This is a genomic window from Streptomyces sp. NPDC001002, from assembly GCF_053599215.1.
Map to the genome: position 1 here is coordinate 99,693 of NZ_JBSFLV010000009.1, position 24,638 is coordinate 124,330.

General features: G+C 68.8%; 30 protein-coding genes and 1 tRNA gene. 12 read left to right on the top strand and 19 right to left on the bottom strand.

All coding sequences use genetic code 11. The features are described from left to right. Positions 1-20 precede the first annotated feature (20 nt). A complete protein-coding gene (locus ACWDR3_RS07405; RefSeq protein WP_450351501.1) occupies positions 21-350 on the bottom strand; it encodes a DUF3618 domain-containing protein in 330 nt (109 codons plus the stop codon). Positions 351-456: 106 nt separating this feature from the next. On the opposite strand from ACWDR3_RS07405, the gene bcp reads away from it, so the two are divergent. From bcp to ACWDR3_RS07425, 4 genes are all read left to right on the top strand, one after another. Further along, entirely contained in the window at positions 457-924 is a 468-nt protein-coding gene (gene bcp, locus ACWDR3_RS07410) for a thioredoxin-dependent thiol peroxidase (RefSeq protein ID WP_450351502.1), read from the top strand. Positions 925-1,072: 148 nt separating this feature from the next. After that, positions 1,073-1,699 (top strand): HNH endonuclease signature motif containing protein, encoded by a 627-nt coding sequence (locus tag ACWDR3_RS07415; protein ID WP_450351503.1) that lies wholly within the window; start codon positions 1,073-1,075, stop codon positions 1,697-1,699. Next, on the top strand, positions 1,696-2,553 hold the full coding sequence (locus ACWDR3_RS07420) for an HNH endonuclease signature motif containing protein (protein ID WP_450351504.1): 858 nt from the start codon (positions 1,696-1,698) through the stop codon (positions 2,551-2,553). Before ACWDR3_RS07415 ends, ACWDR3_RS07420 begins: the two co-directional genes overlap by 4 nt. A gap of 10 nt (positions 2,554-2,563) precedes the next feature. Then, positions 2,564-2,638 (top strand) — tRNA-Leu (locus ACWDR3_RS07425). A gap of 51 nt (positions 2,639-2,689) precedes the next feature. On the opposite strand, the gene rdgB is transcribed toward ACWDR3_RS07425, so the two are convergent. The 4 genes from rdgB to ACWDR3_RS07445 form a co-directional block, all read right to left on the bottom strand. Beyond that, a complete protein-coding gene (gene rdgB, locus ACWDR3_RS07430) occupies positions 2,690-3,292 on the bottom strand; it encodes an RdgB/HAM1 family non-canonical purine NTP pyrophosphatase (protein ID WP_450351505.1) in 603 nt (200 codons plus the stop codon). A gap of 29 nt (positions 3,293-3,321) precedes the next feature. After that, the gene (locus ACWDR3_RS07435) at positions 3,322-3,720 is read right to left on the bottom strand and encodes a hypothetical protein (RefSeq protein WP_450351506.1); all 399 of its coding nucleotides are present in this window, start codon (positions 3,718-3,720) and stop codon (positions 3,322-3,324) included. A gap of 214 nt (positions 3,721-3,934) precedes the next feature. Continuing rightward, positions 3,935-4,672, bottom strand: a complete 738-nt coding sequence (gene rph, locus ACWDR3_RS07440) for a ribonuclease PH (protein WP_450351507.1) — start codon at positions 4,670-4,672, stop codon at positions 3,935-3,937. Between the two features lie 76 nt (positions 4,673-4,748). Continuing rightward, positions 4,749-4,982 (bottom strand): glucose PTS transporter subunit EIIB, encoded by a 234-nt coding sequence (locus ACWDR3_RS07445; protein WP_124000275.1) that lies wholly within the window; start codon positions 4,980-4,982, stop codon positions 4,749-4,751. 127 nt (positions 4,983-5,109) lie between these two features. Between ACWDR3_RS07445 and ACWDR3_RS07450 the strand changes: the two genes are divergently transcribed. Both ACWDR3_RS07450 and ACWDR3_RS07455 read left to right on the top strand, forming a co-directional pair. Continuing rightward, positions 5,110-6,411 carry a PTS transporter subunit EIIC gene (locus ACWDR3_RS07450; RefSeq protein ID WP_450351508.1) on the top strand — a complete coding sequence of 434 codons (1,302 nt, stop codon included), beginning with the start codon at positions 5,110-5,112 and terminating at the stop codon, positions 6,409-6,411. A gap of 136 nt (positions 6,412-6,547) precedes the next feature. After that, positions 6,548-7,798 carry a PTS transporter subunit EIIC gene (locus ACWDR3_RS07455; RefSeq protein ID WP_450351509.1) on the top strand — a complete coding sequence of 417 codons (1,251 nt, stop codon included), beginning with the start codon at positions 6,548-6,550 and terminating at the stop codon, positions 7,796-7,798. A 58-nt stretch (positions 7,799-7,856) separates the two neighbouring features. Here the strand turns inward: ACWDR3_RS07455 and ACWDR3_RS07460 are convergent, their stop codons facing one another. The 4 genes from ACWDR3_RS07460 to ACWDR3_RS07475 form a co-directional block, all read right to left on the bottom strand. Continuing rightward, a complete protein-coding gene (locus tag ACWDR3_RS07460) occupies positions 7,857-8,789 on the bottom strand; it encodes an NADP-dependent oxidoreductase (RefSeq protein WP_450351510.1) in 933 nt (310 codons plus the stop codon). A 28-nt stretch (positions 8,790-8,817) separates the two neighbouring features. Then, on the bottom strand, positions 8,818-9,882 hold the full coding sequence (locus tag ACWDR3_RS07465) for an MBL fold metallo-hydrolase (RefSeq protein ID WP_450351511.1): 1,065 nt from the start codon (positions 9,880-9,882) through the stop codon (positions 8,818-8,820). A gap of 98 nt (positions 9,883-9,980) precedes the next feature. Continuing rightward, positions 9,981-10,397 (bottom strand): nuclear transport factor 2 family protein, encoded by a 417-nt coding sequence (locus tag ACWDR3_RS07470; protein ID WP_450351512.1) that lies wholly within the window; start codon positions 10,395-10,397, stop codon positions 9,981-9,983. A gap of 138 nt (positions 10,398-10,535) precedes the next feature. Further along, a complete protein-coding gene (locus ACWDR3_RS07475; RefSeq protein ID WP_450351513.1) occupies positions 10,536-10,982 on the bottom strand; it encodes an Rrf2 family transcriptional regulator in 447 nt (148 codons plus the stop codon). 144 nt (positions 10,983-11,126) lie between these two features. Here ACWDR3_RS07475 and ACWDR3_RS07480 point away from each other — a divergent pair, with 144 nt between their 5' ends. After that, a complete protein-coding gene (locus ACWDR3_RS07480) occupies positions 11,127-11,825 on the top strand; it encodes an SDR family NAD(P)-dependent oxidoreductase (protein WP_450351514.1) in 699 nt (232 codons plus the stop codon). Positions 11,826-11,908: 83 nt separating this feature from the next. On the opposite strand, the gene ACWDR3_RS07485 is transcribed toward ACWDR3_RS07480, so the two are convergent. Beyond that, positions 11,909-12,661, bottom strand: a complete 753-nt coding sequence (locus ACWDR3_RS07485) for an MBL fold metallo-hydrolase (RefSeq protein WP_450351515.1) — start codon at positions 12,659-12,661, stop codon at positions 11,909-11,911. 223 nt (positions 12,662-12,884) lie between these two features. Between ACWDR3_RS07485 and ACWDR3_RS07490 the strand changes: the two genes are divergently transcribed. Continuing rightward, positions 12,885-13,310, top strand: coding sequence for a type II toxin-antitoxin system PemK/MazF family toxin (locus ACWDR3_RS07490; protein WP_450351516.1), 426 nt, complete (start codon positions 12,885-12,887; stop codon positions 13,308-13,310). 89 nt (positions 13,311-13,399) lie between these two features. Then, positions 13,400-14,305 carry a hypothetical protein gene (locus ACWDR3_RS07495; RefSeq protein ID WP_450351517.1) on the top strand — a complete coding sequence of 302 codons (906 nt, stop codon included), beginning with the start codon at positions 13,400-13,402 and terminating at the stop codon, positions 14,303-14,305. A gap of 17 nt (positions 14,306-14,322) precedes the next feature. Here ACWDR3_RS07495 and ACWDR3_RS07500 read toward each other — a convergent pair whose 3' ends face one another. From ACWDR3_RS07500 to clpS, 7 genes are all read right to left on the bottom strand, one after another. Then, complete coding sequence (locus tag ACWDR3_RS07500; RefSeq protein ID WP_450351518.1) at positions 14,323-15,273, bottom strand: PLP-dependent cysteine synthase family protein; 951 nt, start codon at positions 15,271-15,273, stop codon at positions 14,323-14,325. A 6-nt stretch (positions 15,274-15,279) separates the two neighbouring features. After that, positions 15,280-15,558, bottom strand: a complete 279-nt coding sequence (locus tag ACWDR3_RS07505) for a MoaD/ThiS family protein (protein WP_450351519.1) — start codon at positions 15,556-15,558, stop codon at positions 15,280-15,282. Between the two features lie 88 nt (positions 15,559-15,646). Continuing rightward, entirely contained in the window at positions 15,647-15,742 is a 96-nt protein-coding gene (locus tag ACWDR3_RS07510) for a putative leader peptide (protein WP_019065921.1), read from the bottom strand. A gap of 79 nt (positions 15,743-15,821) precedes the next feature. Further along, a complete protein-coding gene (locus ACWDR3_RS07515) occupies positions 15,822-16,244 on the bottom strand; it encodes a Mov34/MPN/PAD-1 family protein (protein WP_450351520.1) in 423 nt (140 codons plus the stop codon). 74 nt (positions 16,245-16,318) lie between these two features. Further along, on the bottom strand, positions 16,319-17,761 hold the full coding sequence (locus tag ACWDR3_RS07520) for an amino acid permease (RefSeq protein ID WP_450351521.1): 1,443 nt from the start codon (positions 17,759-17,761) through the stop codon (positions 16,319-16,321). Between the two features lie 206 nt (positions 17,762-17,967). Continuing rightward, a complete protein-coding gene (locus ACWDR3_RS07525; RefSeq protein ID WP_124000287.1) occupies positions 17,968-18,573 on the bottom strand; it encodes a DUF2017 domain-containing protein in 606 nt (201 codons plus the stop codon). Between the two features lie 31 nt (positions 18,574-18,604). Beyond that, positions 18,605-18,922, bottom strand: a complete 318-nt coding sequence (clpS, locus tag ACWDR3_RS07530) for an ATP-dependent Clp protease adapter ClpS (protein ID WP_124000467.1) — start codon at positions 18,920-18,922, stop codon at positions 18,605-18,607. 57 nt (positions 18,923-18,979) lie between these two features. Here clpS and ACWDR3_RS07535 point away from each other — a divergent pair, with 57 nt between their 5' ends. Together ACWDR3_RS07535 and ACWDR3_RS07540 are read left to right on the top strand one after the other, a co-directional pair. Then, positions 18,980-20,326, top strand: a complete 1,347-nt coding sequence (locus tag ACWDR3_RS07535; protein WP_450351522.1) for a nicotinate phosphoribosyltransferase — start codon at positions 18,980-18,982, stop codon at positions 20,324-20,326. 92 nt (positions 20,327-20,418) lie between these two features. After that, entirely contained in the window at positions 20,419-21,009 is a 591-nt protein-coding gene (locus tag ACWDR3_RS07540; RefSeq protein WP_450351523.1) for an isochorismatase family protein, read from the top strand. A gap of 48 nt (positions 21,010-21,057) precedes the next feature. Here the strand turns inward: ACWDR3_RS07540 and ACWDR3_RS07545 are convergent, their stop codons facing one another. Both ACWDR3_RS07545 and ACWDR3_RS07550 read right to left on the bottom strand, forming a co-directional pair. After that, a complete protein-coding gene (locus tag ACWDR3_RS07545; RefSeq protein ID WP_450351524.1) occupies positions 21,058-21,399 on the bottom strand; it encodes a hypothetical protein in 342 nt (113 codons plus the stop codon). Positions 21,400-21,532: 133 nt separating this feature from the next. Then, positions 21,533-23,860 (bottom strand): immune inhibitor A domain-containing protein, encoded by a 2,328-nt coding sequence (locus tag ACWDR3_RS07550; RefSeq protein WP_450351525.1) that lies wholly within the window; start codon positions 23,858-23,860, stop codon positions 21,533-21,535. A gap of 356 nt (positions 23,861-24,216) precedes the next feature. Between ACWDR3_RS07550 and ACWDR3_RS07555 the strand changes: the two genes are divergently transcribed. Further along, positions 24,217-24,519 (top strand): hypothetical protein, encoded by a 303-nt coding sequence (locus tag ACWDR3_RS07555; RefSeq protein ID WP_450351526.1) that lies wholly within the window; start codon positions 24,217-24,219, stop codon positions 24,517-24,519. The last annotated feature ends 119 nt before the right edge of the window (positions 24,520-24,638 follow it).

Sequence of the window (24,638 nt, forward strand, 5' to 3'; positions counted from 1 at the left end):
CGCGTCCGTACGCCGCCGGGTCAGCGCTTGCGCCGACGGGCGCCGAAGGCCAGCAGGCCCACGACACCGACCACCACGAGGGCGACCGGCACGACACGCTCAAGGCGGGGCGCGCCCTCCTCGTCCACGAACTGCGCCTTCACGTCGCTGACGACCCGGTTGACGCCGACGTAGGCGCGGCCGACGGTGTGATCGATGTTCGACACAACCTTGGCCTTGGCGTCTCCGACGATCGTCTTCGGGTGCACCCGCACCCCGATCTCGTCGAGCGTCTCGGCCAGCACGTCGCGGCGGCGTTTGATGTCCGCCTCGATCTGCGCCGGGTTTCTGGTGTCCGACGTGTCCGCCACGGTTGGGCCTCCGAAGTCAGCTGATGCGTGTTTGTGCCGTTGTTCTGGACAGTCTGTCAGCTCCGCCCGCCGCCGCACTGTCAGGACCCCCGGTTACGCTGGCCCGATGAGTGAGCGACTCCAGCCCGGGGACGTGGCCCCCGACTTCACCCTCCAGGACGCCGACGGCACCGAGGTGTCCCTCGCGGACCACAAGGGCCGCAAAGTCATCGTCTACTTCTACCCGGCGGCCCTGACGCCCGGCTGCACCAAGCAGGCCTGCGACTTCACGGACAACCTGGAGCTGCTGACCGGCGCGGGGTACGACGTCCTCGGCATCTCCCCCGACAAGCCGGAGAAACTGGCCAAGTTCCGCGACAAGGAATCCCTGAGGATCACGCTCCTGGCCGACCCGGAGAAGACGGTCACGGAGTCCTACGGCGCGTACGGCGAGAAGAAGAACTACGGCAAGACCTACATGGGCGTCATCCGCTCCACGATCGTGGTGGACGAGGAGGGCAAGGTCGAACGGGCGCTGTACAACGTCCGAGCGACGGGCCACGTAGCAAAGATCATCAAGGACCTGGGCATCTGAGCACCCCCTTCCACCAAGCGTTCTAAGCAAACGGCCTGCACCGGGGTGACCTGGCGCAGGCCGTTTTACGTTCCAGGCGTGACTGTCCGATTAGCGGTTCGTTACTCCGTACGAGGCTGCGAACGTGTGGTCGGGGACGGAGGGGAACATGGCTGCTCGGTACACCCGCGAGTTACTTGAGGAGGCGGCTCGCCGCACGACGCACATCGATGACGCGGTCCGATGGTGCGGGGGCAGCCCCTCGCCCGGCAGCAGGCGTTATCTACGTCGGATGATGGCGGAGGAGGGCGTCGACATCTCCCATCTCATGACGAATCAGGTGCGCCACACCGAGGAGCGACTCCGGGCGGCCGTGGCGACGTCGACCAGCATCAAAGACGTCGTGCGGCGCCTCGGGATCAGCCAGGTAGGCGGCAACCAGACGCACATCAGTCGCCGTATCACCGCTCTCGGAATCGACACGAGCCATTTCGTGGCCGTACGACGGGGGCGCCCCAAAGGTTCGCTCGGGGAGACTCTCTGTCTTCGTTCCGCCGAGGACGGACGGGTGCCGGGTGACCGCCTGCGCCGCGCACTGCTCCAGGCCGGGGTCGAGGAGCACTGCACGATGTGCGGTACGGGGCCGGAGCACAATGGCCGGCCGCTCAGGCTCGAAGTGGACCACGTCAACGGCGACTGGTGGGACAACCGCCAGCAGAACCTCCAACTGCTCTGCCCCAACTGCCACGCGGTGACGGACACTTACCGCGGCCGCAAGCGGAGGACCCGGCCATGAGCTCTCCGAAGTACACCAGGGACCTGCTCACCCGTACGGCGGCCGTCTCCGCGAGCCTGCCCGACCTGATGCGCAGACTGAACGCTCCGATGGGCAGCGCGCCGCGCAACTACCTGCTCAGGCGCCTAGAGCACTACGGAATCGACACCTCGCACTTCGTCGATGAGCCGCTGCCCGAACGGGAGCGGAGGAGCTACTCGAAGACGCTTCTGCAGGCAGCGGCCGCCCGTTCGTCCAGCATCCGCGAGATGGTCGAGCACATGGGCCTTGAGCCGCGCGACAGTCCGTACGGCCATATCCGAAAGAAGCTGGACCAGTTCGGGATCGACACCTCGCACTTCACCAGCGGGCGCAGATACGGCCCTGGAATCCTGCCGTGCAACCAACTCGCGCCTGCCGTGGCTTCCTCCCGAACCTTTGCGGGCGTCCTGAAGCTGCTCGGCATCGTCGACAACGGAGCTGCCCGCGAACGCCTCAAGAGAAGCGTGGCAGCCCACAACCTGTCGATCAGTCACTTCGTCGGTCAGGGACATCGCCTCGGTACTCCGGGCAGGAATCGCAAGTCCGCAGCCCAGATCCTGGTCCGGCTGGAGCCGGGTGCGTCCCGCACCAAAACGACGCAGCTGCGACGGGCGCTCGATGATCTCGGCATCCCGCACATCTGTGCAAGCTGCGGGGTCGGGGACGTATGGCAGGGCAGACGACTCGTCCTGGAGGTCGATCACATCAACGGAGACCGGCTGGACAACCGGAAGGAAAACCTTCGGTATCTGTGCCCGTCCTGCCACAGCCAGACGCGGACCTTCTCGAATCGATCTCCCCGTACGACCTCGCAGCCGCGCCCAGTAGAGTAAGCACCGCTGCGGGCCCGTACCCCAGCTGGCTAGAGGGCGCCGGTTTAGGTCCGGTGTGTCGTGGGTTCGAATCCCACCGGGCCCACAGGAAAAGTAGCCCGACGCCTTTGTCCGAAGGCGTCGGGCCTTTCTGTTGTCAGCCCAACAACTCCCGCACCACCGGCACCAACCCCCGAAACGCCTTCCCCCGATGACTGATCGCGTTCTTCTCCTCGGGGGTCAACTCCGCGCAGGTCTGGGTGTATCCCTCCGGCTGCAGGATCGGGTCGTAGCCGAAGCCGTTCGTGCCGGAAGGGGTGTGGCGGAGGCGGCCCCGAAGGTGCCCCTCGACCACCCGTTCCGTGCCGTCCGGCAACGCCAACGCCGCCGCGCAGGCGAAGTGGGCTCCGCGGTGTTCGTCGGCGATGTCCGAGAGTTGGGCCAGCAGGAGGTTCAGGTTCGCCTCGTCGTCTCCGTGGTGGCCCGACCAGCGGGCGGAGAAGATGCCGGGGGCGCCGTTCAGGACGTCGACGCAGAGGCCCGAATCGTCGGCGACGGCCGGCAGGCCCGTCGCCTGGGCCAGGGCGTGGGCCTTCAGGAGGGCGTTCTCGGCGAAAGTGACGCCGGTTTCCTTGACGTCGGGAATCTCGGGATACGCGTCCGCGCCGACCAGCTCGTGAGGCAGGTCGGCCGCGGCGAGGATCGCCCTCAGTTCGACGATCTTTCCGGCGTTGCGCGTGGCGAGGATCAGGCGGGTCATGCCCGACAGTATTGCGGGCCCCCCGCTCGCTACGACGTGCAGACCTTCGTCAGTTCGCCCGCCGCGTCCGTGACCGGGCTGACGTCCGGCGTGTTGTCGCCGTTCTTGATCGCCGTACGGACGTTGTCGACGGCGTCCCCGAGGTCCTCGACGGCCTTGTTGACGTCGGTGTTGTCGGTCTTGTCACCGATCTTGTCGAGGTCCTTGTCGATGGAGGCGAGGGACTCGTCGATCTGGGTCGGGTCGTTGGAGGCGTTCTCCACCGCCTGCTGGAGGGAGGTGACGCTGTCGGCGATCGCGTCGGCGGTCTGGACGCAGTCCAGGGCCTTGTCGACGGCGTCGCAGCCCGTGGTCACCGCGGTCGTCAACCCGATGGCCGCCACTGCGGCGGCGGTGACGACGAAACGGCGACGGCGGCTTGCGGCCATGGCTGTGTTCCCTCCCGTTTTTCTGGCCCGAAGGGCCCCCGTATGCAGGCCCGAAAGGCCCTCGTGTGCAGGCCTGGAAGGCCTTCGTACGCAGGCCCGGACGGCCCCCGTGTGCTGGTCGGGCGCACGGTGGTGTGCCGTGCGCCCGCATTGGTAGGGACGCCGGTGCGGGCGGCCGGGTTGCCCCGTCCGCCGCCCTTTCTTGGTGCGCCCTTTACTTTTCGAGGACCGTATCAAGCGCCTTGCGCTGCAGGACAGCGAGTTCCGAGCAGCCGGCGACGGCGAGGTCGAGGAGGGCGTTGAGCTCGTCGCGCGCGAAGGGTTCGGCCTCGGCGGTGCCCTGGACCTCGACGAAGCGTCCGTCGCCGGTGCAGACGACGTTCATGTCGGTCTCGGCCTTCACGTCCTCCTCGTAGCAGAGGTCCAGCAAGGGGACTCCGCCCACGATGCCGACCGAGACCGCGGAGACCGTGCCGGTGAGCGGCTGGCGGCCGGCCTTGACGAGCTTCTTGCCCTGGGCCCAGGCCACGGCGTCGGCCAGTGCCACGTACGCGCCGGTGATGGCCGCCGTACGGGTGCCGCCGTCGGCCTGGAGGACGTCGCAGTCCAGGACGATGGTGTTCTCGCCGAGCGCCTTGTAGTCGATGACCGCGCGCAGGGAGCGGCCGATGAGGCGGGAGATCTCGTGGGTGCGGCCGCCGATCTTGCCGCGTACGGACTCGCGGTCGCCGCGGGTGTTGGTGGCGCGGGGCAGCATGGAGTACTCCGCGGTGACCCAGCCCTCGCCGCTGCCCTTGCGCCAGCGGGGGACGCCTTCGGTGACGGAGGCCGTGCAGAAGACCTTCGTGTCGCCGAAGGAGACGAGGACGGAGCCCTCGGCGTGCTTGCTCCAGCCGCGTTCGATGGTGACCGGGCGGAGCTGTTCGGGCGTGCGGCCGTCGATTCGAGACATGGCGACGAGCCTATCGGCACAGGCAGAAGGGGCTCCTCCCGACCGGGAAAGGAGCCCCGCTTCAGGTGACTTCAGGTCACATCATGTCTTCGATGTCCGCGGCGATGGGGTCGGCGTCGGTGCCGATGACGACCTGGACGGCGGTGCCCATGCGGACGACGCCGTGGGCGCCGGCGGCCTTGAGGGCGGCTTCGTCGACCTTGTCGGGGTCGATGACCTCGGTGCGGAGGCGGGTGATGCAGCCCTCGATCTCTTCGATGTTCTCGATGCCGCCGAGCCCGGCGACGATCTTCTCTGCCTTGGTGGCCATTTCGGTCTCCTCACGCACAGTTGGCCCAACTTTTTGAGCGATTGCGCCGTACGTACCGAAAGATGGCGTTACAGCAAGTCAATCGTCGAGAACTGGTCTACACCACCTGACAGGCGGTCGCCAACTGATGAGTGCCTCCTCCGCCTCCTCCGAGATCACGCCGGCCCGTCGGCGGTGGCAGTCGACGTTCCAGGGCCTGCAGAAGATGGGCCGCAGTCTGCAGCTCCCGATCGCCGTGCTGCCGGCCGCGGGCATCCTCAACCGCCTTGGCCAGCCTGATGTGTTCGGGGACGACGGGCTGGGCTGGACGAACGTCTCCAAGGTGATGGCGGGCGCGGGCGGCGCGCTGCTGGACGGCACGCTCGGGCTCCCCCTGCTGTTCTGCGTGGGCGTGGCCATCGGCATGGCGAAGAAGTCCGACGGCTCGACCGCGCTGGCGGCGCTCGCGGGGTTCCTCGTCTACTTCAACGTGCTGCGCCAGTTCCCGGAGGACTGTCCGGACGGCGCGAAGGCGGTCATCGGGATCGGCTGCCAGGCGACGGTGGACCACTCGGTGGTGGCGTTCACCTACCAGAACCCCGGGGTCTTCGGCGGCATCGTCATGGGCCTGCTGTCGGCGTACTTCTGGCAGCGTTTCCACCGTACGAAGCTGGTGGACTGGCTGGGCTTCTTCAACGGCCGGCGTCTCGTCCCGATCATCATGGCGTTCGTCGCGATCGTGTTCGCCGCGCTGTGTCTGTGGGTGTGGCCGCCGATCGGTGACGGCCTGGAGAACTTCAGCGACTGGCTGAGCGACGCGGGCGCCTGGGGCGCGGGCGTGTTCGGTCTGGCCAACCGGGCGCTGCTCGTCATCGGGCTGCACCAGTTCCTGAACGTGCCCATCTGGTTCCAGTTCGGCAGCTTCACCAAGCCGGACGGTTCGGTGGTGCACGGCGACATCAACATGTTCCTGGCGGGCGACCCGAACGCGGGCCAGTTCACCTCGGGCTTCTTCCCGATCATGATGTTCGCCCTGCCGGCCGCGGCCCTGGCGATCACGCACTGCGCGAAGCCGAGCCGCCGCAAGGAGGTCGGCGGTCTGATGCTGTCGGTCGCGCTGACGTCGTTCGTCACCGGCATCACCGAGCCGATCGAGTACTCGTTCCTCTTCATCGCGCCGGTGCTGTACGCGGTGCACGCGGTGCTGACCGGTGTGTCGATGGCGGTGACGTGGGGGCTCGGGGTGCACGACGGCTTCAGCTTCTCGGCCGGGCTCATCGACTACGTCATCAACTGGAACCTCGCGACCAGGCCCTGGGCGATCATCCCGATCGGTCTGTGCTTCGCCGTCGTCTACTACGTGATCTTCCGTTTCGCGATCACGAGATTCGACCTGAAGACCCCGGGCAGGGAACCGGAGGACGAGCGCGAGGACGTCACCAAGGCCTGACACCCAGGTGCACCGGCCTCTACTGCGCGTAGCGATTCCGTTGCGGAATTGACGGGTTCCTTAATAACGACTCCATCGTGTACAACAGGTCTACACCACTGAGTGGTGTAGACCACCACCCGATGGAGGAAGAAGTATGAGTACCGCCACCGCACCGGCGGCCCCCGCGAAGAGGCGGGGATCCGGTCTGCTCCAGGGCCTGCAGAAGGTCGGCCGCAGCCTGCAGCTGCCGATCGCCGTGCTGCCGGCGGCGGGCATCCTGCTGCGTCTCGGCCAGCGGGACGTGTTCGGCAAGGACGGCCTCGGCTGGGACAAGGTCGCGTCGGTCTTCGCCACCGCGGGCGACGCCGTCTTCAGCAATCTGCCGCTGCTGTTCTGTGTCGGCATCGCCATCGGCTTCGCCAAGAAGGCGGACGGCTCGACGGCCCTGGCGGCGCTGGTCGGCTTCCTCGTCTACAAGAACGTCCTGACGGCGTTCCCCATCACCGACGCCAAGGTCACCAAGGGCGCGGACATCGCCGCCACCTACAACGACCCCAAGGTCCTCGGCGGCATCATCATGGGCCTCATAGCCGCCGTCACCTGGCAACGTTTCCACCGCACCAAGCTCCCCGACTGGCTGGGCTTCTTCAACGGCCGCCGCCTGGTGCCGATCCTGATGGCCTTCATCGGCACCGCCGTCGGCGTCCTGTTCGGTCTGGTCTGGGAGCCGATCGGCAACGTCATCACCGACTTCGGCGAGTGGATGACCGGTCTCGGCGCCTTCGGCGCGGGCCTCTTCGGCCTGATCAACCGCGCGCTGCTCCCGGTGGGCATGCACCAGTTCGTCAACACCGTGGCCTGGCAGGAGATCGGCTCCTTCAAGGACCCGTCGGGTGCCGTCTGGCACGGTGACCTGCCGCGCTTCTTCCACGGCGACCCGACGGCCGGCCAGTTCATGTCGGGCTTCTTCCCGATCATGATGTTCGCGCTCCCCGCCGCCGCGCTGGCGATCACGCACACCGCCCGTCCCGAGCGCCGCAAGGCCGTCGGGGGCATGATGATGTCGCTCGCGCTGACCTCCTTCGTCACGGGTATCACCGAGCCGATCGAGTTCGCGTTCATGTTCATCGCGCCGGTCCTCTACGCCATCCACGCGGTCCTCACCGCGCTCTCGATGGCCGTCACCTGGGGCCTCGGCGTCCACCACGGCTTCAGCTTCTCGGCGGGCGCGATCGACTACTTCCTCAACTGGAACCTGGCGACCAAGCCCTGGCTGATCATCCCGATCGGCCTGGTGTTCGCGGCGATCTACTACACGGTCTTCCGCTTCGCCATTACCAAGTGGAACCTCCCCACCCCGGGCCGCGAACCCGAGGAAGAGGTCGAGGACCTCACCAAGGCGTAGGCCCGCACCACACGCGATGCCCGGCCCGGAGGCGCACTCCGGGCCGGGCATCGGCAGTTCAGACGGTGAGTACGATCTTCCCCCGCACCGACCTGCTCTCACTCCGGCGGTGTGCCTCCGCGGCCTCGGTGAGCGGGAGGGTCAGACCGACGCGGGCCTTCTTCCTCCCGTCGGCGAGGTCGGCGAGGATCTGCGCCAGCAGCACGCCGTCGGACTGCGCGTTGACACGGCGTACCTCGACCCCGCGCTCCGCCGGAGGCTCCAGCACGACCGCGATGACGACGAAGACACCGCCGTCGCGCACGGCGTGGATCAGATCGCCGCCGATACCGGCCGGGTCCACGACGAGGTCGACCCCGCCGGGCACCGACTTCCGTACCGCGGCGGCGAGTTCGCCCGCGTCGCCCGCTCGCCCGAGGACGATGTCGGCGCCGAGGTCCTCGACGTACTTCTCGTCCCCGTCCGATGCCACGGCGACGACGGTGGCGCCCCGGCCGGCCGCGTGCTGGACCGCCCACCCGCCGATGGCGCCGCTCGCCCCGGTGACCAGGACGGTCTGCCCGGCTTCGAGTCCGCCCAGGTCGAGGGCCTGCCAGGCGGTCTCGGCGGTGATCGGGACGGCCGCGGCCGTGATGTCGTCGACCTCGTCCGGGATCTCCGCGAGATGCGCGGGGTCGATCGAGACGACCTCCGCGTACGTGCCCTCCTGGTCGACGAACCAGGGTGCGAGCCCGGCGACCCGGGTGCCGGGGGCGAAGGGTCCGTCGCCGTCGATGACCCTGCCCGCGAGGTCCGCGCCGAGGATGAACGGCGGTGCCAGGTCGGGCAGCACCTGGCGCAGCCAGCCCGCGCGGGCGGCGAGGTCGGCCGGGTTCACGGAGGTCCCCGTCACCCGGACCCGGACCCGTCCGGCGCGCGGCTCGGGTTCGGGGATCTCGGTCACGGTGAGCACCTCGGGCCCACCGAAGTCGTACTGCTGAATCGCTTTCATCACAGCCTCTTTCCTGGTGTGCGTCGGGTCAGTCGTGAACCGTCATCCCGAAGCCGCTGTCGAGGCGCAGCGACTCCATCAGCATGAAGGCATTGCTCTCGGTGAACACGTCGGCAGCGGCGAGGACGCCGGTGTACTTCTGGATCACCGGGCGGGAGGCGACCGCGATCACCTCGTCGAGGTAGGTCTTCACCGCAGCCCAGGTGTTGTTGCCGTACTTCACGAAGTACGGGGTGCCGTCGACCGTGGTGAGGGCCTTGCGGATCTCCGTCTCCAGGTCGTCCATGTAGTCGATGTGGACCCGGAGGTCGTGGCGCGTGCCCAGCTTGCCGAGGTGGCCGCCGATGAAGGTGGTCCACGGGTACTTCAGGGCCTTGGCCGGTGCCTTCAGCGAGCCCGGGATGTCCTCGTTGATGTTGAGGTTGGCGAACGGCACCCAGCCGGGCAGGGCGACGTCCACCAGCATCAGCGTGTCGTGGGCGGGGAGGTGGATGTAGATGTTGTCGGGGGTGTGGTTGGCGCCGTGATGGGCGAGTTCGATGCGCTCGCCGCCGATGTGCAGCACCCGGTGGTCCTCGAAGGTCTCCTCGGGGGCGGGCTTGTTGGGGTCGTTGTCCCGTATGAGGAGCCTGCGGGTCTCGGAGTGCCCGATCCGGGTCACGTGCCGGCCGAAGACGCCCGAGCCGCCGGCGTGGTCGGAGTGGTGGTGCGAGTAGACGAGGTGCGTGACCTTGTTGCTCAGACCGCTCGGCCTGGTCACGTCGTCGATCGCGCGCTGGATGTTGTGGCCGATCGAGGGCGGTGCGTCGAGCAGCACCACGCCCTCGCGGGTGGTCAGGAACGCGGCGACGTAGGTGCCGTCGGTGACCCAGTACAGGTTCCGCTTGATCCGTCCCACGTAGTAGCCCTGGCTGTTGAGCGCCGGGCCGAGCGAGGACGGGGGAACCGGGGCGTAGTCGGGCAGGTCGGTGGCATCGGCGGCCAGGGCCGGGGTGCCGAGCGTGGTGTCGGCGACGACGGCCGCGATCGCGGGCACCGCGGCCAGGGCGGCGGCACGGGTCAGAACAGCGCGGCGGGAGGCGTGGGCGGCCATGTTGTGAACCCTCTCAACAAGTCAATTAATTGCTTGACGGAGCAAGCATAAGCTCATCAACTTACTCCGGCAAGGACTTCGCGTGGGTGACCGTGTTCTCAGAAGCTGTCGCCGCTGAGCGCTTCGAGGAAGACCTTCGGGTTCCAGTACTCCCGGTAGTTGACGATGAGCCCGTCCCGGACGGTCACGAAGGTCGCGTAACTCATGTTGTACGGGTTGCCGTTGGAGACCACGCTGCCGATGACGCTCCACTCCGCGATGGCCACGTTCTCCTCGGCGGTCGCGTAGACGCGCACCGAGGGGATCTCGCGCACGTCGATGAGGTCGGGGTAGCCGCGCAGGTAGTCGAAGAGCGCCTCGCGCCCCTCGATCCGGGCCGGCGATCCCTGCGGGGCGAACGGGAATTCGGCGACGACGTCGTCGGCGCACAGGTCCGTCCAGGCCTTCATGTCCTTGGCGAGAAAGGTGTCGAGGCTGCGGCGCAGCAGGTCGACGGACGAGGGGGTGGCGCTCATGGCGTACTCCTGTCGTGAGGGGCGCCCGCCCGAAGAGGCGGCCGCCGGAGACTCCGACACTAGCATTGTGTAAGCGACACAGCGACACTTAATTTCGAGAGTCGCCCCAGACCGCCCCGCCGAGCGGTCGTCGCCAGGTCACCAGGCGAGCGGCATCGTGAAGTTCCCGAGGCGGGCGACCTCGTCGGCGATCTCCGCGATCGTGGTGTGGTCCAGCTCCGCCTCGAAGGCCTCACGGGCGCGGGTCAGCGCGGGCTGGAGACCGCCCACGATGTTGCTGCCGACCGCGCAGTCCTGTGGCGGCGGGGAGCGGTGCAGGGTGAACAGGCGGGTGTCCTCCACCGCCCGATACACCTCCAACAGCCGGATCTCCTCGGCCGGCCTGGCCAGCAACGCGCCGCCGCCCGCCCCGAGTTGGGACTTGGTGAGCCCGGCACTGTTCAGCCGGGAGAGCAGGCCGCGGATCACGACGGGGCTCGTGTTGGCCGAGTGGGCGAGATCCTCGGAGCGCAGCGGTTTGTCGCCGCTGACCGCGAGGGCGACCAGGGCGTGCACGGCGACGACGAAGCGGCTGCTGGTAGGCATGGCGGTCCCGGAGCGCGTAAGGGTGGCGGTTACACGTCCCACTATGCCGCAGCGACGACTTGCCGTGCGACCGGGAATGGACGCACCATTTGCTTGCTTGAGCAAGAGGAGACTTGGAGTGCTGCACTGGAGGAGATGAGAACCATGGCTGATGTCCCGACGTCACGGGTCGCGGTGGTGACCGGCGGTGCCGGCGCGATCGGCGGTGCGATCGCGCGCGAACTCGCCCGCCTCGGCCACCGGGTCGTCGTCCTGGACCGGATCGGTGACGTCGTAGGCGATCTCGCCTCGGAGGAGGACGTACGGCGGGCCGCCGCCGAGATCCTGGAGCGGTACGGCCGGGTCGACGTGCTCGTCCACTCGGCCGCCGCGGTCGACCCGCAGGAGTTGGAAACTGTCGACCTCGCGACCTGGCGGCGGATCCAGGCCGTCAACGTCGAGTCGGTCCTGCTGCTGGCCCAGGCCTTCACGCCCGGGATGCGGGAGCGCCGGTTCGGGCGGATCGTCCTCATCACCTCCGACACGGTCTGGAAGCCGCCGAGCGGCGATCTGCTCGCCTACATCACCAGCAAGGGGGCGCTCACCGCGTTCGGGCGCACCCTGGCCGTCGCGCTGGGCGGGGACGGCATCGCCGTGACGTCCGTGGCCCCGGGCCTCACCCGCACCCCGTCGACCGCGTACCAGCCCGACGAGGCGTTCGAAGCGGCCCTCGCCGGCCAGGCACTCCCCCGCGCCCTGGTCCCCGAGGACGTCGCGGCGACCGTGGGCTTCCTGGCCGGCGAGGGCGCGCAGGCCCTGACCGGCCAGGTCCTGACGGTGGACGGCGGCAGCGTGCTGCGGTGACCGCGCGGCCACACACGCCGAGGCCCCCGGAGCAGAAAGCTCCGGGGGCCTCGGCACGTCGTAGGACTCTGCTGTCGTAGAACCTAGATCTCGTACGACATCCTCGGCGCCGCCAGTTCCACCGGACCGGTGTAGACCGCGCGGGCGTCGGTGAGGTTGGCCTGCGGGTCGGTCCACGGGGGGATGTGGGTGAGGACCAGGCGGCGGGCGCCGGCCCGGGTCGCCGTCTCGCCCGCCTCGCGGCCGTTGAGGTGCAGGTCGGGGATGTTCTCCTTGCCGTACGTGAACGCGGCCTCGCACAGGAACAGGTCGGTGTCCCGGGCGAGTTCGTCCAGGGCCGGGCTGATGCCGGTGTCGCCGGAGTACGTCAGGGACCTTCCCCCGTGCTCGACCCGGATGCCGTACGCCTCCACGGGATGGGCCACGCGTTCGGTGTGCACGGTGAACGGGCCGATCTCGAACGTGGACGGCTTGACGGTGTGGAAGTCGAAGACCTCGCTCATGGAGGAGGCGGTGGGGGTGTCGGCGTAGGCCGTGGTGAGGCGGTGTTCGGTGCCTTCGGGGCCGTAGACCGGGATGGGGTCGCAACGGCCGCCGTCGTGGCGGTAGTAGCGCGCGACGAAGTACGCGCACATGTCGATGCAGTGGTCGGCGTGCAGATGGCTGAGGAAGATCGCGTCGAGGTCGTAGAGACCGCAGTGGCGCTGCAGCTCGCCAAGGGCGCCGTTGCCCATGTCGAGGAGCAGCCGGAAGCCGTCGGCCTCTACGAGGTAGCTCGAACAGGCCGATTCCGCGGACGGGAACGACCCCGAGCAGCCGACGACGGTGAGCTTCATAAAGCAGAAACCTCCGCTGGCGGAAAATCCAGAAGATCGGGGAATGGGGCGTCGGGGGTCGTGCGGTCCGTCGAGCGTAAGGCGCAAAACGTCCGGTCGCTCCTCCGCCAAGGGCTGTTGTGGGCGAACTCACCTGTGCTGTCACCGGTTCGGCTGGAAGCGGGGCGCGTGGGGTTGAGAAGAGGGCGCGCGGCTTGGATTGCGCGCCGGTACCGTCGTCCGCATGAACACGACGTGGTGGCTCGCGCTGGCGGCGGTGATGTTGCTGGCGCTGGTCGCCACGCTGGTGGACGGGTGGGGGCGGGGGCGGCGGCCCGCGCGGAAAGTGCGCGGGGACCGGCCGCGGCCCGCCGAGATCTGGTGGGCGAACGTCCCCTACGAGGATCAGCCGGGGGCCGCGAAGGACCGGCCGTGTCTGGTGCTCTCCGTGCGGGGGCGGACGGCGACGGTCGCGAAGATCACCAGCAAGTACCACGACGAGCGGGGCGGGGTGATCGCGCTGCCCCCGGGGTCGGTGGGGGACGCGCAGGGGCGGGCGAGCTATCTGGAGACCGACGAGCTGCGGTCCGTGCCGGTGGCCGATTTCCGGCGGCGGGTGGGGGTCGCGGACCCGGCCCTGTGGGACCAGGTGCGGCACCTCGCCCGGTAGGCGGCTACTGCGCAACCTCCCCTGAATCCATGGCAATTGGGGTGGTGCGCGCAGGGGTCGAACGCCGGTGTGCGGGGATACTGACCCGTATGACGGACTGGCTCATACTCGCGGGTTGTCTGGTGGTGGCGTGGCTGGCGTGGGGTCTCGACAACCGCGCGCGTGACGCTGTCGAGGAGGCCCGGCGGAAGGCGTTCCTGGCCCAGGAGCGGAACGACGTCCGCGTCGAGCCGGATGCCGTGGAACGACTGGGGCCGGCGGGCCTGGTCTGGCTGAACGGCCAGGACCCGTCAAGGATGAGAGAGGGCGCGGTGGCCGGCCTGGTGGCCGCCGGCCTGCTGCGCCGGACGTCGCCCGACGGACCCGGCAGGCAGCGTTGGATCGCTCGCGGCAGGTTGCCCGAGACCGCCGACCCGTTCGAGCGCGAACTGTGGACCGCGGCGCTGCCGCCGCATGTGCGCGACCCTGCCCACTCCCGCCTCCACCTGGAGGGCGAGTACTTGTCGGACCTGGTGATCCCGAACTCCTGGCACCTGCTGGAGGAGGCGAAGGCGCGGCTGATCAGCGAGGGCTATCTGCGGGATCGGTCCGAGCGCGTGCCCGGCGGACCGCCGGCCAGGGGCCGTTGGTCGACGATCGCCGCGGCGGCGACGGTACCGGCGGTGGCCGTGCTGCTCCTCGACCAGGCCTGGATCCGGGCCGCGCTGGCGCTGGTCATCGGTGCGCTCACCGTACTGCAGGCGCTGCCCGGCGGTCGGTTCACGCCGGGGCCGATGCCGCCCACGACCGCCAAGGGGGACGAGGTGCTCAGGATGGCGTTCGAACGGTACGCGGAGCTGGATCCGGCCACGCGCCCGGCGACGGAGCCGTACGACCCGGGCCAGGTGCGGATGGCGGTCGCGCTCTACGGCCCCGCGGTGCTCGACCACGTCGACGCGAGGATGAAGGGCGACTGGGGCCGCGAGGCGGTCGTCTCCTGGGGCCCCGGGGAGTGACCCCCGGGGCGCTCGGATCAGGCCCAGAGCTGACCCTGGAGGGTCTTGATCGCTTCCTCGGTCGTCGCGGCCGTGTACACACCCGTCGACAGGTACTTCCAGCCGCCGTCCGCCACCACGAACGCGATGTCGGCCGTCTCTCCTGCCGCTACGGCCTTCTTGCCCACGCCGATCGCCGCGTGGAGAGCCGCGCCGGTGGAGACGCCGGCGAAGATGCCCTCCTGCTGGAGGAGTTCGCGGGTGCGGGTGACCGCGTCGGCGGAGCCGACCGAGAAGCGGGTGGTGAGGACGGACGCGTCGTAGAGCTCCGGGACGAAGCCCTCGTCGAGGTTGCGGAGGCCGTACACGAGGTCGTCGTAGCGCGGCTCGGCGGCGACGATCTTGACGTCCGGCTTCTGTTCGCGGAGGTAGCGGCCCACGCCCATGAGCGTGCCCGTGGTGCCCAGGCCCGCGACGAAGTGGGTGATGGAGGGGAGGTCGGTGAGGATCTCCGGGCCCGTCGTCGCGTAGTGGGCGCCCGCGTTGTCCGGGTTGCCGTACTGGTAGAGCATCACCCAGTCGGGGTGCTCGGCGGAGAGCTCCTTGGCCACGCGTACGGCGGTGTTGGAGCCGCCGGCGGCCGGGCTGGAGATGATCTCGGCACCCCACATGCCGAGCAGGTCACGGCGTTCCTGCGAGGTGTTCTCGGGCATCACGCAGACCATGCGGTAGCCCTTGAGCTTCGCCGCCATGGCCAGGGAGATGCCGGTGTTGCCGGAGGTCGGCTCCAGGATCGTGCAGCCCGGGGTCAGGCGGCCGTCCTTCTCCGCCTGTTCGACCATGTGCAGGGCCGGGCGGTCCTTGACCGAGCCGGTCGGGTTGCGGTCCTCCAGCTTGGCCCAGATACGGACCTCGGCGGACGGCGAGAGCCGCGGCAGGCGCACCAGAGGGGTGTTGCCCACCGCGGCCAGCGGGGAGTCGTAGCGCATCGAGGATCAGGCCATGCCGCCGGCCACGGCCGGCAGGATCGTCACGTTGTCGCCGTCGGCGACCTTGGTGTTGATGCCCTCCAGGAAGCGGACGTCCTCGTCGTTCAGGTAGACGTTGACGAAGCGGCGCAGCTCGCCGCCGTCCACGATGCGGGCCTGGATGCCCGTGTGCCGGGTCTCGAGGTCGGTGAAGAGCTCGGCGAGGGTGTCCCCGTTGCCCTGCACGGCCTTCTGGCCGTCGGTGTACGGGCGGAGGATGGTGGGGATGCGGACCTCGATGGCCATGGCGAAGGGCTCCTGTCGGAAAGGGTCTGGTCTCGGGGAGAGCGCGGCACAGCGCCGCGGCGGACGGCCTGCGGCGACAGCGCGGAGGTCAACAGATGGCGCTGTTCAGCCTGCACAGGTCGACGTGCAGCCGCGCCACGAGCAGCGTGCCCGGCGCCTTGTCGCTCACGTCGAGAAGAACCATGGGGTCATCGTATCGATTCCCGGCCGGGACGCCGGAGTGTGATCTCACATCACGGACGGATTTCATCCACCGTTCGAGATCAGTACGACTCCACCACCTTGACCTCCTCCTCCGTGACCTCGCCTTCCACGATGCGGTACGAGCGGAACTGGAAGTCGCCGAGGCCGTCTGTGTCGGCGGTGGACACCAGGACGTAGTGGGCGCCGGGCTCGTTCGCGTAGGAGATGTCGGTGCGCGAGGGGTAGGCCTCGGTCGCGGTGTGGGAGTGGTAGACGACCACCGGCTCCTCGTCGCGGTCGTCCATCTCGCGGTAGAGCTTGAGCAGGTCGCCGGAGTCGAACTCGTAGAACGTGGGCGACATGGCCGCGTTCAGCATCGGGATGAAGCGCTCGGGGCGGTCCGAGCCCTCGGGGCCCGCGACGACGCCGCACGCCTCGTCGGGGTGGTCCTTGCGCGCGTGCGCGACGATCTGGTCGACGAGGGCCTGGGTGATGGTCAGCATGTTCGTCAGGATAAGCAGAGGGCCCGTTCGTACCAATGGGTGGTACGGACGGGCCCATATGCCGGACGAGTCGATCAGCCGATCTTCTCGAACTCCGGTTCCCGGCGCGCCGCGATCTCCGGGTTGCGGGACTTCAGGACCGACCAGCCGATGCCGAGGACCGCCGCCCAGCCGGCCATCACGTACAGGCAGATCCGGGAGTCGGCGTCGTAGGCGATCAGGCAGGTGACGAAGAGGAGGAAGGCGATGGCGATCCAGCTGCACTTCGAGCCGCCCGGGGCCGGGAAGGAGGACGCGGGCAGGCGGCCCGCGTCGACCGCGCGGCGGTACAGGACGTGGCTGATCAGGATCATCAGCCAGGTCCAGATGCCGGCCGCGGTGGCCACCGAGGTGACGTAGCCGAAGGCCTTCTCGGGGACGACGTAGTTCAGGACGACGCCGATGCCCATGCACAGGACGGAGACGGTGATGCCGAAGGCCGGGGCCTTGGTGCCGGAGAGGCGCTGGAAGACCTTGGGGGCCTCGCCGTTGGCGGCCAGGTTGCGCAGCATGCGGCCGGTCGAGTACATGCCGGAGTTGCAGGAGGACAGGGCCGCGGTGAGGACGACGAAGTTGACGATGCCGGCGCCGGCCGGGATGCCGATCTTCGCGAAGGCCTCGACGAAGGGCGAGACGCCCGGGGCGAACTCGGTCCACTTCACGACGCAGAGGATGACGGTGAGCGCGCCGACGTAGAAGAGGGCGATGCGCCACGGGAGGGTGTTGATCGCCTTGGGGAGGGTCTTCTCGGGGTTCTCGGACTCGCCGGCGGTGACGCCGACCAGCTCGACCGCGAGGTAGGCGAACATGACGCCCTGCAGGGTCATCAGGGACGAGCCGACGCCCTTGGGGAAGAAGCCGTCGAACTGCCAGAGGTTGGCGACGGCGGCGGTGTCACCGGCGGAGCTGAAGCCGAAGGTGAGGACGCCGAGGCCGATCACGATCATGCCGATCAGGGCGGTGACCTTGACCATCGAGAACCAGAACTCCAGCTCCCCGAAGACCTTCACGGAGATCAGGTTGACCCCGAAGAGGACCACCAGGAAGACCAGCGCCGTCACCCACTGCGGGACGGACGGGAACCAGTAGTTGACGTAGATCGCGGCGGCGGTCAGCTCGGCCATGCCGGTGACCACCCACATCAGCCAGTACGTCCAGCCGGTGAAGTAGCCGAAGAACGGGCCGAGGAACTCGCGGGAGTACTCCGCGAAGGAGCCCGACACCGGGCGGTACAGGAGCAGTTCGCCGAGCGCCCGCATGATGAAGAAGATGATCACGCCCGCGAGGGCGTACATGACGATGAGGCTCGGACCGGCCTTGGCGATGTTCGCGCCGGCGCCCAGGAACAGCCCGACCCCGATGGCACCGCCGATGGCGATCATCTGGACCTGCCGGCTGCCGAGCCCGCGCTCGTACCCCTCCTCGGGGGTCTTCCCCTCCTCGGGGATGTTGTCCGTGTCGACCTGAGCGGAGGTCATGTGGTGGTGTGCCTTTCGCCGAGTCCCCCGTGTGCAGTCGTGAAGATCTATCACGGCCGCACCGGTGATCGACGGAGGTTTTTGTGGCGCACACCACAGGAAGAAGCGGACAAAACGCGGTCGGCGTCGGCATAACCGGCCGCCGCGGTGACGTGATCGTTATCCGGATTTGAGGGTCTGCTGAGCGAACAGGGAACGCCCGCCCGTCACGGCATCAGCGTGGAGACGAGCGTCTCCTGGAGCCCGCCCAGCCACAGGTACGCCATCACCATCGGCTTGCGCGGGTCCTCGTCCGGCAGCCGGTAGAGGTCGTCGGTGTCGTCCTCGTCGGTGATCTCCAGGCGCGAACCGATCGCCAGGCGCAGGTCGTTCAGGGCGCCGAGCCACTGCCGGGAGTCCTCGGCGGAGAGCTTGAGGATCGCGCCGCCGTCGCCGGCCGGGGTCAGTCCGTCCAGGGTGCGCACCACCACGAGGGCGCTCTCGCGCTTGCCGGCCCGCAGGTCGTTCTCGGTGTAGCGGCGGAACTCGGACGAGTACGCGCGGTTCTCCTCGGCCTGGCCCGGTGAGTCCGGGACCTGCTCGGGGTCGCTGTAGGCGTCCGGGAACAGCCGCCGCAGCACCGGGTCCTTCGGGGGCTCGCTGGGGCCCTCGGCGAAGAGTTCGGCCAGCGGGTCGTCGGAGGCGTCCTCGCCGGGGCCTGGGCCGATGAGCTCCAGCAGCTGGACGGCCAGCGACCGGATGATGGAGATCTCGACGTCGTCGAGCGCGACGGCCGCGCCGCCGCCGGGGAGCGGTTCGAAGTGTCCGGGCATGAAGGGCGTCGCTACTTCCGCTGCTGGGTCGCTACTTCCGGTCCTGCTGGAGGGTGGCCCACAGGCCGTAGCCGTGCATGGCCTGCACGTCGCGTTCCATCTCCTCGCGGCTGCCGCTGGAGACGACCGCCCGGCCCTTGTGGTGCACGTCGAGCATGAGCTTGGTGGCCTTGTGCTTGCTGTAGCCGAAGTACGCCTGGAAGACGTACGTCACGTAGCTCATGAGGTTGACCGGGTCGTTGTGGACGATCGTGACCCAGGGGACGTCCGGCTCGGGTACGGCGAAGGTCTCCTCCGCCGACTCGGTGCGTTCGATCTCCAGGGGTGCGGGTGACGTCACAGGGGCCATGCTGCCACGCATCCCACAAATCGTCACACCGACGAGAAGGGAGTACGATGCGTTGCCATGAACACAGCGGACCTTGGGCTGCCGGTGGACGTTCCCTCTACGGCGCTCTTCACGGACCAGTACGAGCTGACGATGCTGCAGGCGGCCCTGAAAGCGGGCACGGCCGAGCGGCGGAGCGTGTTCGAGGTCTTCACCCGGCGGCTGCCCGAAGGGCGGCGCTACGGCGCCCTGGCGGGCACCGGACGGGTCCTCGACGCGGTCGAGAACTTCCGCTTCGACGCGGACGTTCTCGGTTTCCTGCGGGAGCGGTCCATCGTCGACGAGGCCACCCTCCAGTGGCTCGCGAACTACCGCTTCTCCGGTGACATCTGGGGCTACCCGGAGGGCGAGGTGTACTTCCCGGGCTCGCCGATCATGCGGGTCGAGGGCTCCTTCGCCGAGTGCGTGCTCCTGGAGACCGTGATCCTGTCGATCCTCAACCACGACTCGGCGATCGCCGCGGCGGCCTCGCGGATGTCCTCGGCCGCCGGCGGGCGCCCGCTGGTCGAGATGGGTGCCCGCCGCACCCACGAGCTGGCGGCCGTCGCCGCCTCCCGCGCCGCCTACGTCGGCGGCTTCGCCTCCACCTCCGACCTCGCGGCCGGCTTCCGCTACAACATCCCGACCGTGGGCACCTCCGCCCACGCCTTCACGCTGCTGCACGACAACGAGCGGGACGCCTTCCAGGCCCAGGTCGACTCGCTGGGCCGGGACACCACGCTGCTCGTGGACACCTACGACGTGGCCGCCGCGGTCCGTACGGCCGTCGAGGTCGCCGGACCCGAGCTGGGCGCCGTCCGTATCGACTCCGGCGACCTGCTGCTGGTCGCCCACCGGGTGCGGCAGCAGCTGGACGAGCTGGGCGCGACGAACACGCGGATCATCGTCACCTCGGACCTGGACGAGTACGCCATCGCCTCGCTGGCGGCGGCTCCGGTGGACGCGTACGGCGTCGGTACGCAGCTGGTGACCGGGTCGGGGCATCCGACCTGCTCGATGGTCTACAAGCTGGTCGCCCGCGCCGAGTCCGCCGACCTCAAGGCACCGCTGGTCGCGGTGGCGAAGAAGGCGGCCGGCGGCAAGACGTCCGTCGGCGGGCGCAAGTGGGCCGCGCGGCGGCTCGACGAGGACGGGGTCGCGGAGGCCGAGGTCGTCGGCACCGGGGCCGTGCCGGCCGAGCTGGTGGACCGGCAGCTGCTCGTCGAACTGGTCAAGGGCGGTGACGTGGTGGCCCGCGAGCCGCTGGACGTCGTACGCGACCGGCACGCGAGCGCGCGGGCCGGGCTGCCGCTGTCGGCGACCCAGCTGTCGCGCGGGGAACCGGTCATTCCCACGGAGTATGTACAGGGGCGCTCGGGTAGTTAGGGGCTGCCAGGTCCCAATGCGAGGCGCGCCCTCCCGCTGGGGCGCCGAAGTCTCTAGGCTCGAACTTCACTCACAGTCGAAGGACACCCACCATGCGCCGCGCCTTGATCGTCGTCGACGTACAGAACGACTTCTGCGAGGGAGGCAGCCTCGCGGTGGCCGGGGGCGCCGATGTGGCCGCCGCGGTCACCGAGCTGATCGGGCAGGCGGCCGGCTCCGGCTACCAGCACGTGGTGGCCACCCGCGACCACCACATCGCACCCGGCGGCCACTTCGCCGACAACCCCGACTACGCCCACTCCTGGCCCGCGCACTGCGTCGCGGGCACCGAAGGGGTGGGCTTCCATCCGAACTTCGCGCCGGCCGTCGCCTCCGGCGCGATCGACGCCGTCTTCGACAAGGGCGCCTACGCGGCCGCGTACAGCGGCTTCGAGGGCGCCGACGAGAACGGCGTCAAGCTGGCCGACTGGCTGCGGGCCCGGCAGGTGAGCGAGGTCGACGTGGTGGGCATCGCCACCGACCACTGCGTGCGGGCCACCGCCCTGGACGCGGTCCGCGAGGGCTTCCGCACCCGGGTCCTGCTGGAGCTGACCGCGGGCGTCGCCGAGGAGAGCACCGACCGCGCACTGGAGGAGATGCGCGAGGCCGGCGCGGAACTGTCGGGCAAGCCGGTCGTCGCCTAGCACTCGAAGCGGAGGGCTCCAGGCGCCGACAGGCTCAAAAGCTGCAGGTCAGGCCGGTGTGGCCGGTCTTCGGAGCAGGGCTCTGATCGGGTGCCACAGTTCCTGGACCAGGTCCGGGCCGACCGGGACACCGTTGTCAGGGGCCGTGCGCCATATGAGGCCGTCGGGGTGGTGGAGGACCGCGGTGATCTCGTCGGGGGTCGGCGGCGAGCCGTTGCCGCGCAGGTAGACCGCCCGCATGCCCAGGTTGCGCAGCCGGGTCAGGGCGCGTGCCCGGTTCCGGGCGTGCACCAGCACCCGGACCCCCGTGCCGTCGGTGGTGGGGCTGGGCAGGTTCAGCGCCACCACGACGCTGCCGGTGGGCAGCTTGCAGAAACCTCCTGCGGCCATGCGGTCATACCCCCGTACGGGTCGGTGTCGATGTCTGTGTCAATAAGCAGGGCACAGCACGCACCTAAACACGATCGGCGGCGACCCGCCAGGGGGTCACCGCCGATACGTGTCTGACCTGCGTAAACGCCGATTACTTGGTCGAGGGGCCGACCTTCACCTTGATCGTCGAGCCGCTGAAGGGCTCGTCGATGATCCTTATCGAAGTGTTGGTGTCAGTGACCTTGACGCCGGCCAGCGGGTTCGACGCGTCGTAGTACGTCGAGCGTCCGTCGTCGAAGAGCGGCACACCGAACTGCGACTTGATCTTGGTCGCCACGTCCGCCTTGTGCAGCGTGACCGAGTCGGTCGGGTACCAGCTGAACGGCGAGTCGTAGGCCTGGACGCGGTTGCGCATCAGCGTGCCGTCGGACCACTTCAGCGGCTTGGGGTGCGAGTCGATCGGGAGGATCAGGCCCTCACCCGGGTGGACGCTGGTGTTGTCGTCCGCCTGCGAGGTGTCCCACTTCCAGATCAACAGGCCGTTCTGGTACGCGTAGTGCTCCACCCACGACGGGCGCAGCGCCGAACCGAAGTTGTACGGACCGACCTTGAGCACCTTGTCGTACGACACGTACTGCCGGTTCTCGGCGATGTAGTACTGCGCGTAGTCGTCGGTGATCGAGGCGCCGATCCGCGTGAAGCCGTTGGACGTCCAACTGGCGTCCGCCGTCTCGGCGTTGTCGGAGAAGACGGTCGCGCCGTCCGCGGTCACCTTGATCTCGTCGGCCGCGAAGCCCTTCTGCGCCACCCCGCCGTCGGTCGCGTAGCGGAACCGCAGGGTGATCTTCTGTCCGGCGTACGTGTCCAGCGGGAAGGTCAGCTTCTGGTACGCGTCCACCGTGCCGGTGAGGGCGGGCTTGCCGCTGCCGTCGCGCGGAACGGCCGTGCCGTCGGCGAGAGTTCCGTCGATCGGGGTGTAGCTGGCGCCGCCGTCGGTGGAGACCTCGGTGTAGAGGTAGTCGTAGTCCTGCTCGATGTCCCACCAGCCGTCGAGGGTCAGCGCGGCCGAGGCCTTGCCGGTCAGGTCGACCGTGCGGGTGAGGGTGTTACGCAGATCGTCACCGCTGCCGCTCCACCACTGGGTCGCGCCCTCGGCCGGGGCGACCACCTCGGTGGTGACCTCCTTCTGGGGCAACTCGACCACCAGCGCCTGCGGGTTCTTGGTGTTGTACTCCGCGACGCCCAGCTTGTGGGTCGACTTCTTGCCGGCCTTGGCCACGTCGTAGTCCAGCCAGCCCAGTTGGAGCTTGTCCCAGGCGTTCATGTCGCCGGGCAGGTCGCCGATGGAGTCCTTGCCGGTGCCGAGCCAGGAGCCGGAGGACATCAACGTCCAGAAGCCGGTGGAGTTCTCGCCGCCCGCGGTGTCGTACTCATCGGGCAGGCCGAGGTCGTGGCCGTACTCGTGGGCGAAGACACCGAGTCCGCCGTTCTCCGGCTGGATGGTGTAGTCGCCGACCCAGATGCCGGTGTCGCCGATCTGGGTGCCGCCGAGCTTGTTGGTGTCGGGGCCTGTGGAGCCGGCGTCGGTGCCGAACGCGTACCAGCGGTGCGCCCAGATCGCGTCCTCGCCCTGCGCGCCGCCGCCGGCGGACTCGTCCTCACCGGCGTGCACGATCTGGAAGTGGTCGATGTAGCCGTCGGCCTCGTTGAAGTTGCCGTCGCCGTCGTAGTCGTAGCGGTCCCACTGGTCGAACTCGGCCAGCTCCGCCTTGATCTCGGCGGCCGTGTCACCGGCTGCCTCACGCTCGGCGACCCAGGCGTTCACGCCGTCCTGGACCGCGTACCAGGCGCCGGTGGACGCGCTGTTGGAGCCGTAACGGGCCTCGTTGTAGGGGACCTTGACCCAGTCGGTGACCTCGCCCTCGACCGAGTAGCGGCCCGAGGACTGCTTCTCGTAGTACTTCTTCAGCGACTCGGTGTTCTTGCCGGTGCCGAAGTAGAGGTCCTGGAAGTGCGCCTGGTTGTAGTCCGCCTGCCAGGCCGTGCTGTTGTCCTGCTTGCGGTCCGGCTGGGCTATCTCGTTGTGCAGCGGACCGACCGTGCCGCCGTAGCGGCTGTCGATCTGGTCGCCGAACTCGACCAGGATGGTGAAGATCTTGTCCGTCTTCTCACGGCCGAGTTCGACGTACTTGTCCTGGCCCTTGAGCTTGACGACCTTCGAGCCGTTCCGGTCCTTCACCGAGGCGGCTCCGGATATGACCTGGTCCAACGCCTCTTTGTGCTGGGCCTCCTGAGTCTTCGTCAGGGGGCCGTCGAGGTCGTGTTCCTTGGCCTTCACCGGCTGCGGATCGTGCCGGTCCACTGCGGTGGTCGCGGCCGAGTCGGCCTGCGCCACGGCGAACGTCGAGAACGTGGCGGTGGCCGCCGCGAGCGCGACACCGACCGCGGCCGCTCTGAACGTCCAGTGTCTATAGGTCACTTGAGTTCCTTGTGATGAAGGGGTGTATTCAAGTGACGCAATTTGACTAGAGACTGGTAAGAAAAGACAGGCCTTGACTTGAACATAACAAGTGCTCTATGCACGGTGGGCGCGCGCATTACGAACGTGTGAACGGGCGAGTGGTTGCGCGCTCAACAGGCGCGCGGGCCGGTCCACAGGGTGGACGGCATGACTCCGTGCGCCCCCTGTGCACCGGCACTGTTGGTTAGGTCACGCTTACTGTTCGTTCCAGTCGGGCATGCACGCGATTAGAGTCGGTTGGCGGCTCGCCCGGAATACGGCGGAAAGCCAGGCCGACACCCCCGTGGACCCCCACTTCCGAGGACACGATTGCCATGCCTCGTCCGACTGCCGCACAGCTCGCCTACGGTTCGTTCACCGTGATCTTCTCGACGCTCGCCATGCTGCTGCTGTCACAGACGAGTTCGGGCGTGGGGATCGCGGTCATCGCCTTCGCGGCGCTCGCGCTCGGGCTCCTGGTCTCCATGACCGTACCGCTGCCCCGGTCGCGGATCGTCGCGCAGTCGCAGCCGGCTCCGGCCGTCTCGGCCGCGCCCGCCGCACCGACCGCGCCTCTCGCGCAGCAGACCGAAGAGCCCGTGCCGGCCGCGGCCACGCGCTCCTCCAACGCTGCCTGAGCTCCGACGTACGCGTACGACAGGCGGCGCCGGCCGAGTCGATGTCGCTGGTGCGTACGCGCGCGCAGGCGCTCGCCGGTCACCCTGTGACCCATCTCGCGCTCACCCACCCGCATTTC

Excerpts from the sequence above, each read along its gene's own strand:
- ACWDR3_RS07445 (WP_124000275.1), bottom strand. The coding sequence starts at position 4,982 with ATGGCCACCAAGGCAGAGAAGATCGTCGCCGGGCTCGGCGGCATCGAG.
- rdgB (WP_450351505.1), bottom strand. The coding sequence starts at position 3,292 with ATGACCCGCCTGATCCTCGCCACGCGCAACGCCGGAAAGATCGTCGAA.
- ACWDR3_RS07480 (WP_450351514.1), top strand. The coding sequence starts at position 11,127 with ATGGCTGATGTCCCGACGTCACGGGTCGCGGTGGTGACCGGCGGTGCC.
- ACWDR3_RS07415 (WP_450351503.1), top strand. The coding sequence starts at position 1,073 with ATGGCTGCTCGGTACACCCGCGAGTTACTTGAGGAGGCGGCTCGCCGC.
- ACWDR3_RS07525 (WP_124000287.1), bottom strand. The coding sequence starts at position 18,573 with ATGCCCGGACACTTCGAACCGCTCCCCGGCGGCGGCGCGGCCGTCGCG.
- bcp (WP_450351502.1), top strand. The coding sequence starts at position 457 with ATGAGTGAGCGACTCCAGCCCGGGGACGTGGCCCCCGACTTCACCCTC.
- ACWDR3_RS07485 (WP_450351515.1), bottom strand. The coding sequence starts at position 12,661 with ATGAAGCTCACCGTCGTCGGCTGCTCGGGGTCGTTCCCGTCCGCGGAA.
- ACWDR3_RS07520 (WP_450351521.1), bottom strand. The coding sequence starts at position 17,761 with ATGACCTCCGCTCAGGTCGACACGGACAACATCCCCGAGGAGGGGAAG.
- ACWDR3_RS07465 (WP_450351511.1), bottom strand. The coding sequence starts at position 9,882 with ATGGCCGCCCACGCCTCCCGCCGCGCTGTTCTGACCCGTGCCGCCGCC.
- ACWDR3_RS07495 (WP_450351517.1), top strand. The coding sequence starts at position 13,400 with ATGACGGACTGGCTCATACTCGCGGGTTGTCTGGTGGTGGCGTGGCTG.
- ACWDR3_RS07515 (WP_450351520.1), bottom strand. The coding sequence starts at position 16,244 with ATGCTGACCATCACCCAGGCCCTCGTCGACCAGATCGTCGCGCACGCG.
- ACWDR3_RS07435 (WP_450351506.1), bottom strand. The coding sequence starts at position 3,720 with ATGGCCGCAAGCCGCCGTCGCCGTTTCGTCGTCACCGCCGCCGCAGTG.
- rph (WP_450351507.1), bottom strand. The coding sequence starts at position 4,672 with ATGTCTCGAATCGACGGCCGCACGCCCGAACAGCTCCGCCCGGTCACC.
- ACWDR3_RS07510 (WP_019065921.1), bottom strand. The coding sequence starts at position 15,742 with ATGGTTCTTCTCGACGTGAGCGACAAGGCGCCGGGCACGCTGCTCGTG.
- ACWDR3_RS07545 (WP_450351524.1), bottom strand. The coding sequence starts at position 21,399 with ATGGCCGCAGGAGGTTTCTGCAAGCTGCCCACCGGCAGCGTCGTGGTG.
- ACWDR3_RS07460 (WP_450351510.1), bottom strand. The coding sequence starts at position 8,789 with ATGAAAGCGATTCAGCAGTACGACTTCGGTGGGCCCGAGGTGCTCACC.
- ACWDR3_RS07555 (WP_450351526.1), top strand. The coding sequence starts at position 24,217 with ATGCCTCGTCCGACTGCCGCACAGCTCGCCTACGGTTCGTTCACCGTG.
- ACWDR3_RS07535 (WP_450351522.1), top strand. The coding sequence starts at position 18,980 with ATGAACACAGCGGACCTTGGGCTGCCGGTGGACGTTCCCTCTACGGCG.
- ACWDR3_RS07500 (WP_450351518.1), bottom strand. The coding sequence starts at position 15,273 with ATGCGCTACGACTCCCCGCTGGCCGCGGTGGGCAACACCCCTCTGGTG.
- clpS (WP_124000467.1), bottom strand. The coding sequence starts at position 18,922 with ATGGCCCCTGTGACGTCACCCGCACCCCTGGAGATCGAACGCACCGAG.
- ACWDR3_RS07470 (WP_450351512.1), bottom strand. The coding sequence starts at position 10,397 with ATGAGCGCCACCCCCTCGTCCGTCGACCTGCTGCGCCGCAGCCTCGAC.
- ACWDR3_RS07490 (WP_450351516.1), top strand. The coding sequence starts at position 12,885 with ATGAACACGACGTGGTGGCTCGCGCTGGCGGCGGTGATGTTGCTGGCG.
- ACWDR3_RS07540 (WP_450351523.1), top strand. The coding sequence starts at position 20,419 with ATGCGCCGCGCCTTGATCGTCGTCGACGTACAGAACGACTTCTGCGAG.
- ACWDR3_RS07455 (WP_450351509.1), top strand. The coding sequence starts at position 6,548 with ATGAGTACCGCCACCGCACCGGCGGCCCCCGCGAAGAGGCGGGGATCC.
- ACWDR3_RS07505 (WP_450351519.1), bottom strand. The coding sequence starts at position 15,558 with ATGGCCATCGAGGTCCGCATCCCCACCATCCTCCGCCCGTACACCGAC.
- ACWDR3_RS07450 (WP_450351508.1), top strand. The coding sequence starts at position 5,110 with ATGAGTGCCTCCTCCGCCTCCTCCGAGATCACGCCGGCCCGTCGGCGG.
- ACWDR3_RS07475 (WP_450351513.1), bottom strand. The coding sequence starts at position 10,982 with ATGCCTACCAGCAGCCGCTTCGTCGTCGCCGTGCACGCCCTGGTCGCC.
- ACWDR3_RS07420 (WP_450351504.1), top strand. The coding sequence starts at position 1,696 with ATGAGCTCTCCGAAGTACACCAGGGACCTGCTCACCCGTACGGCGGCC.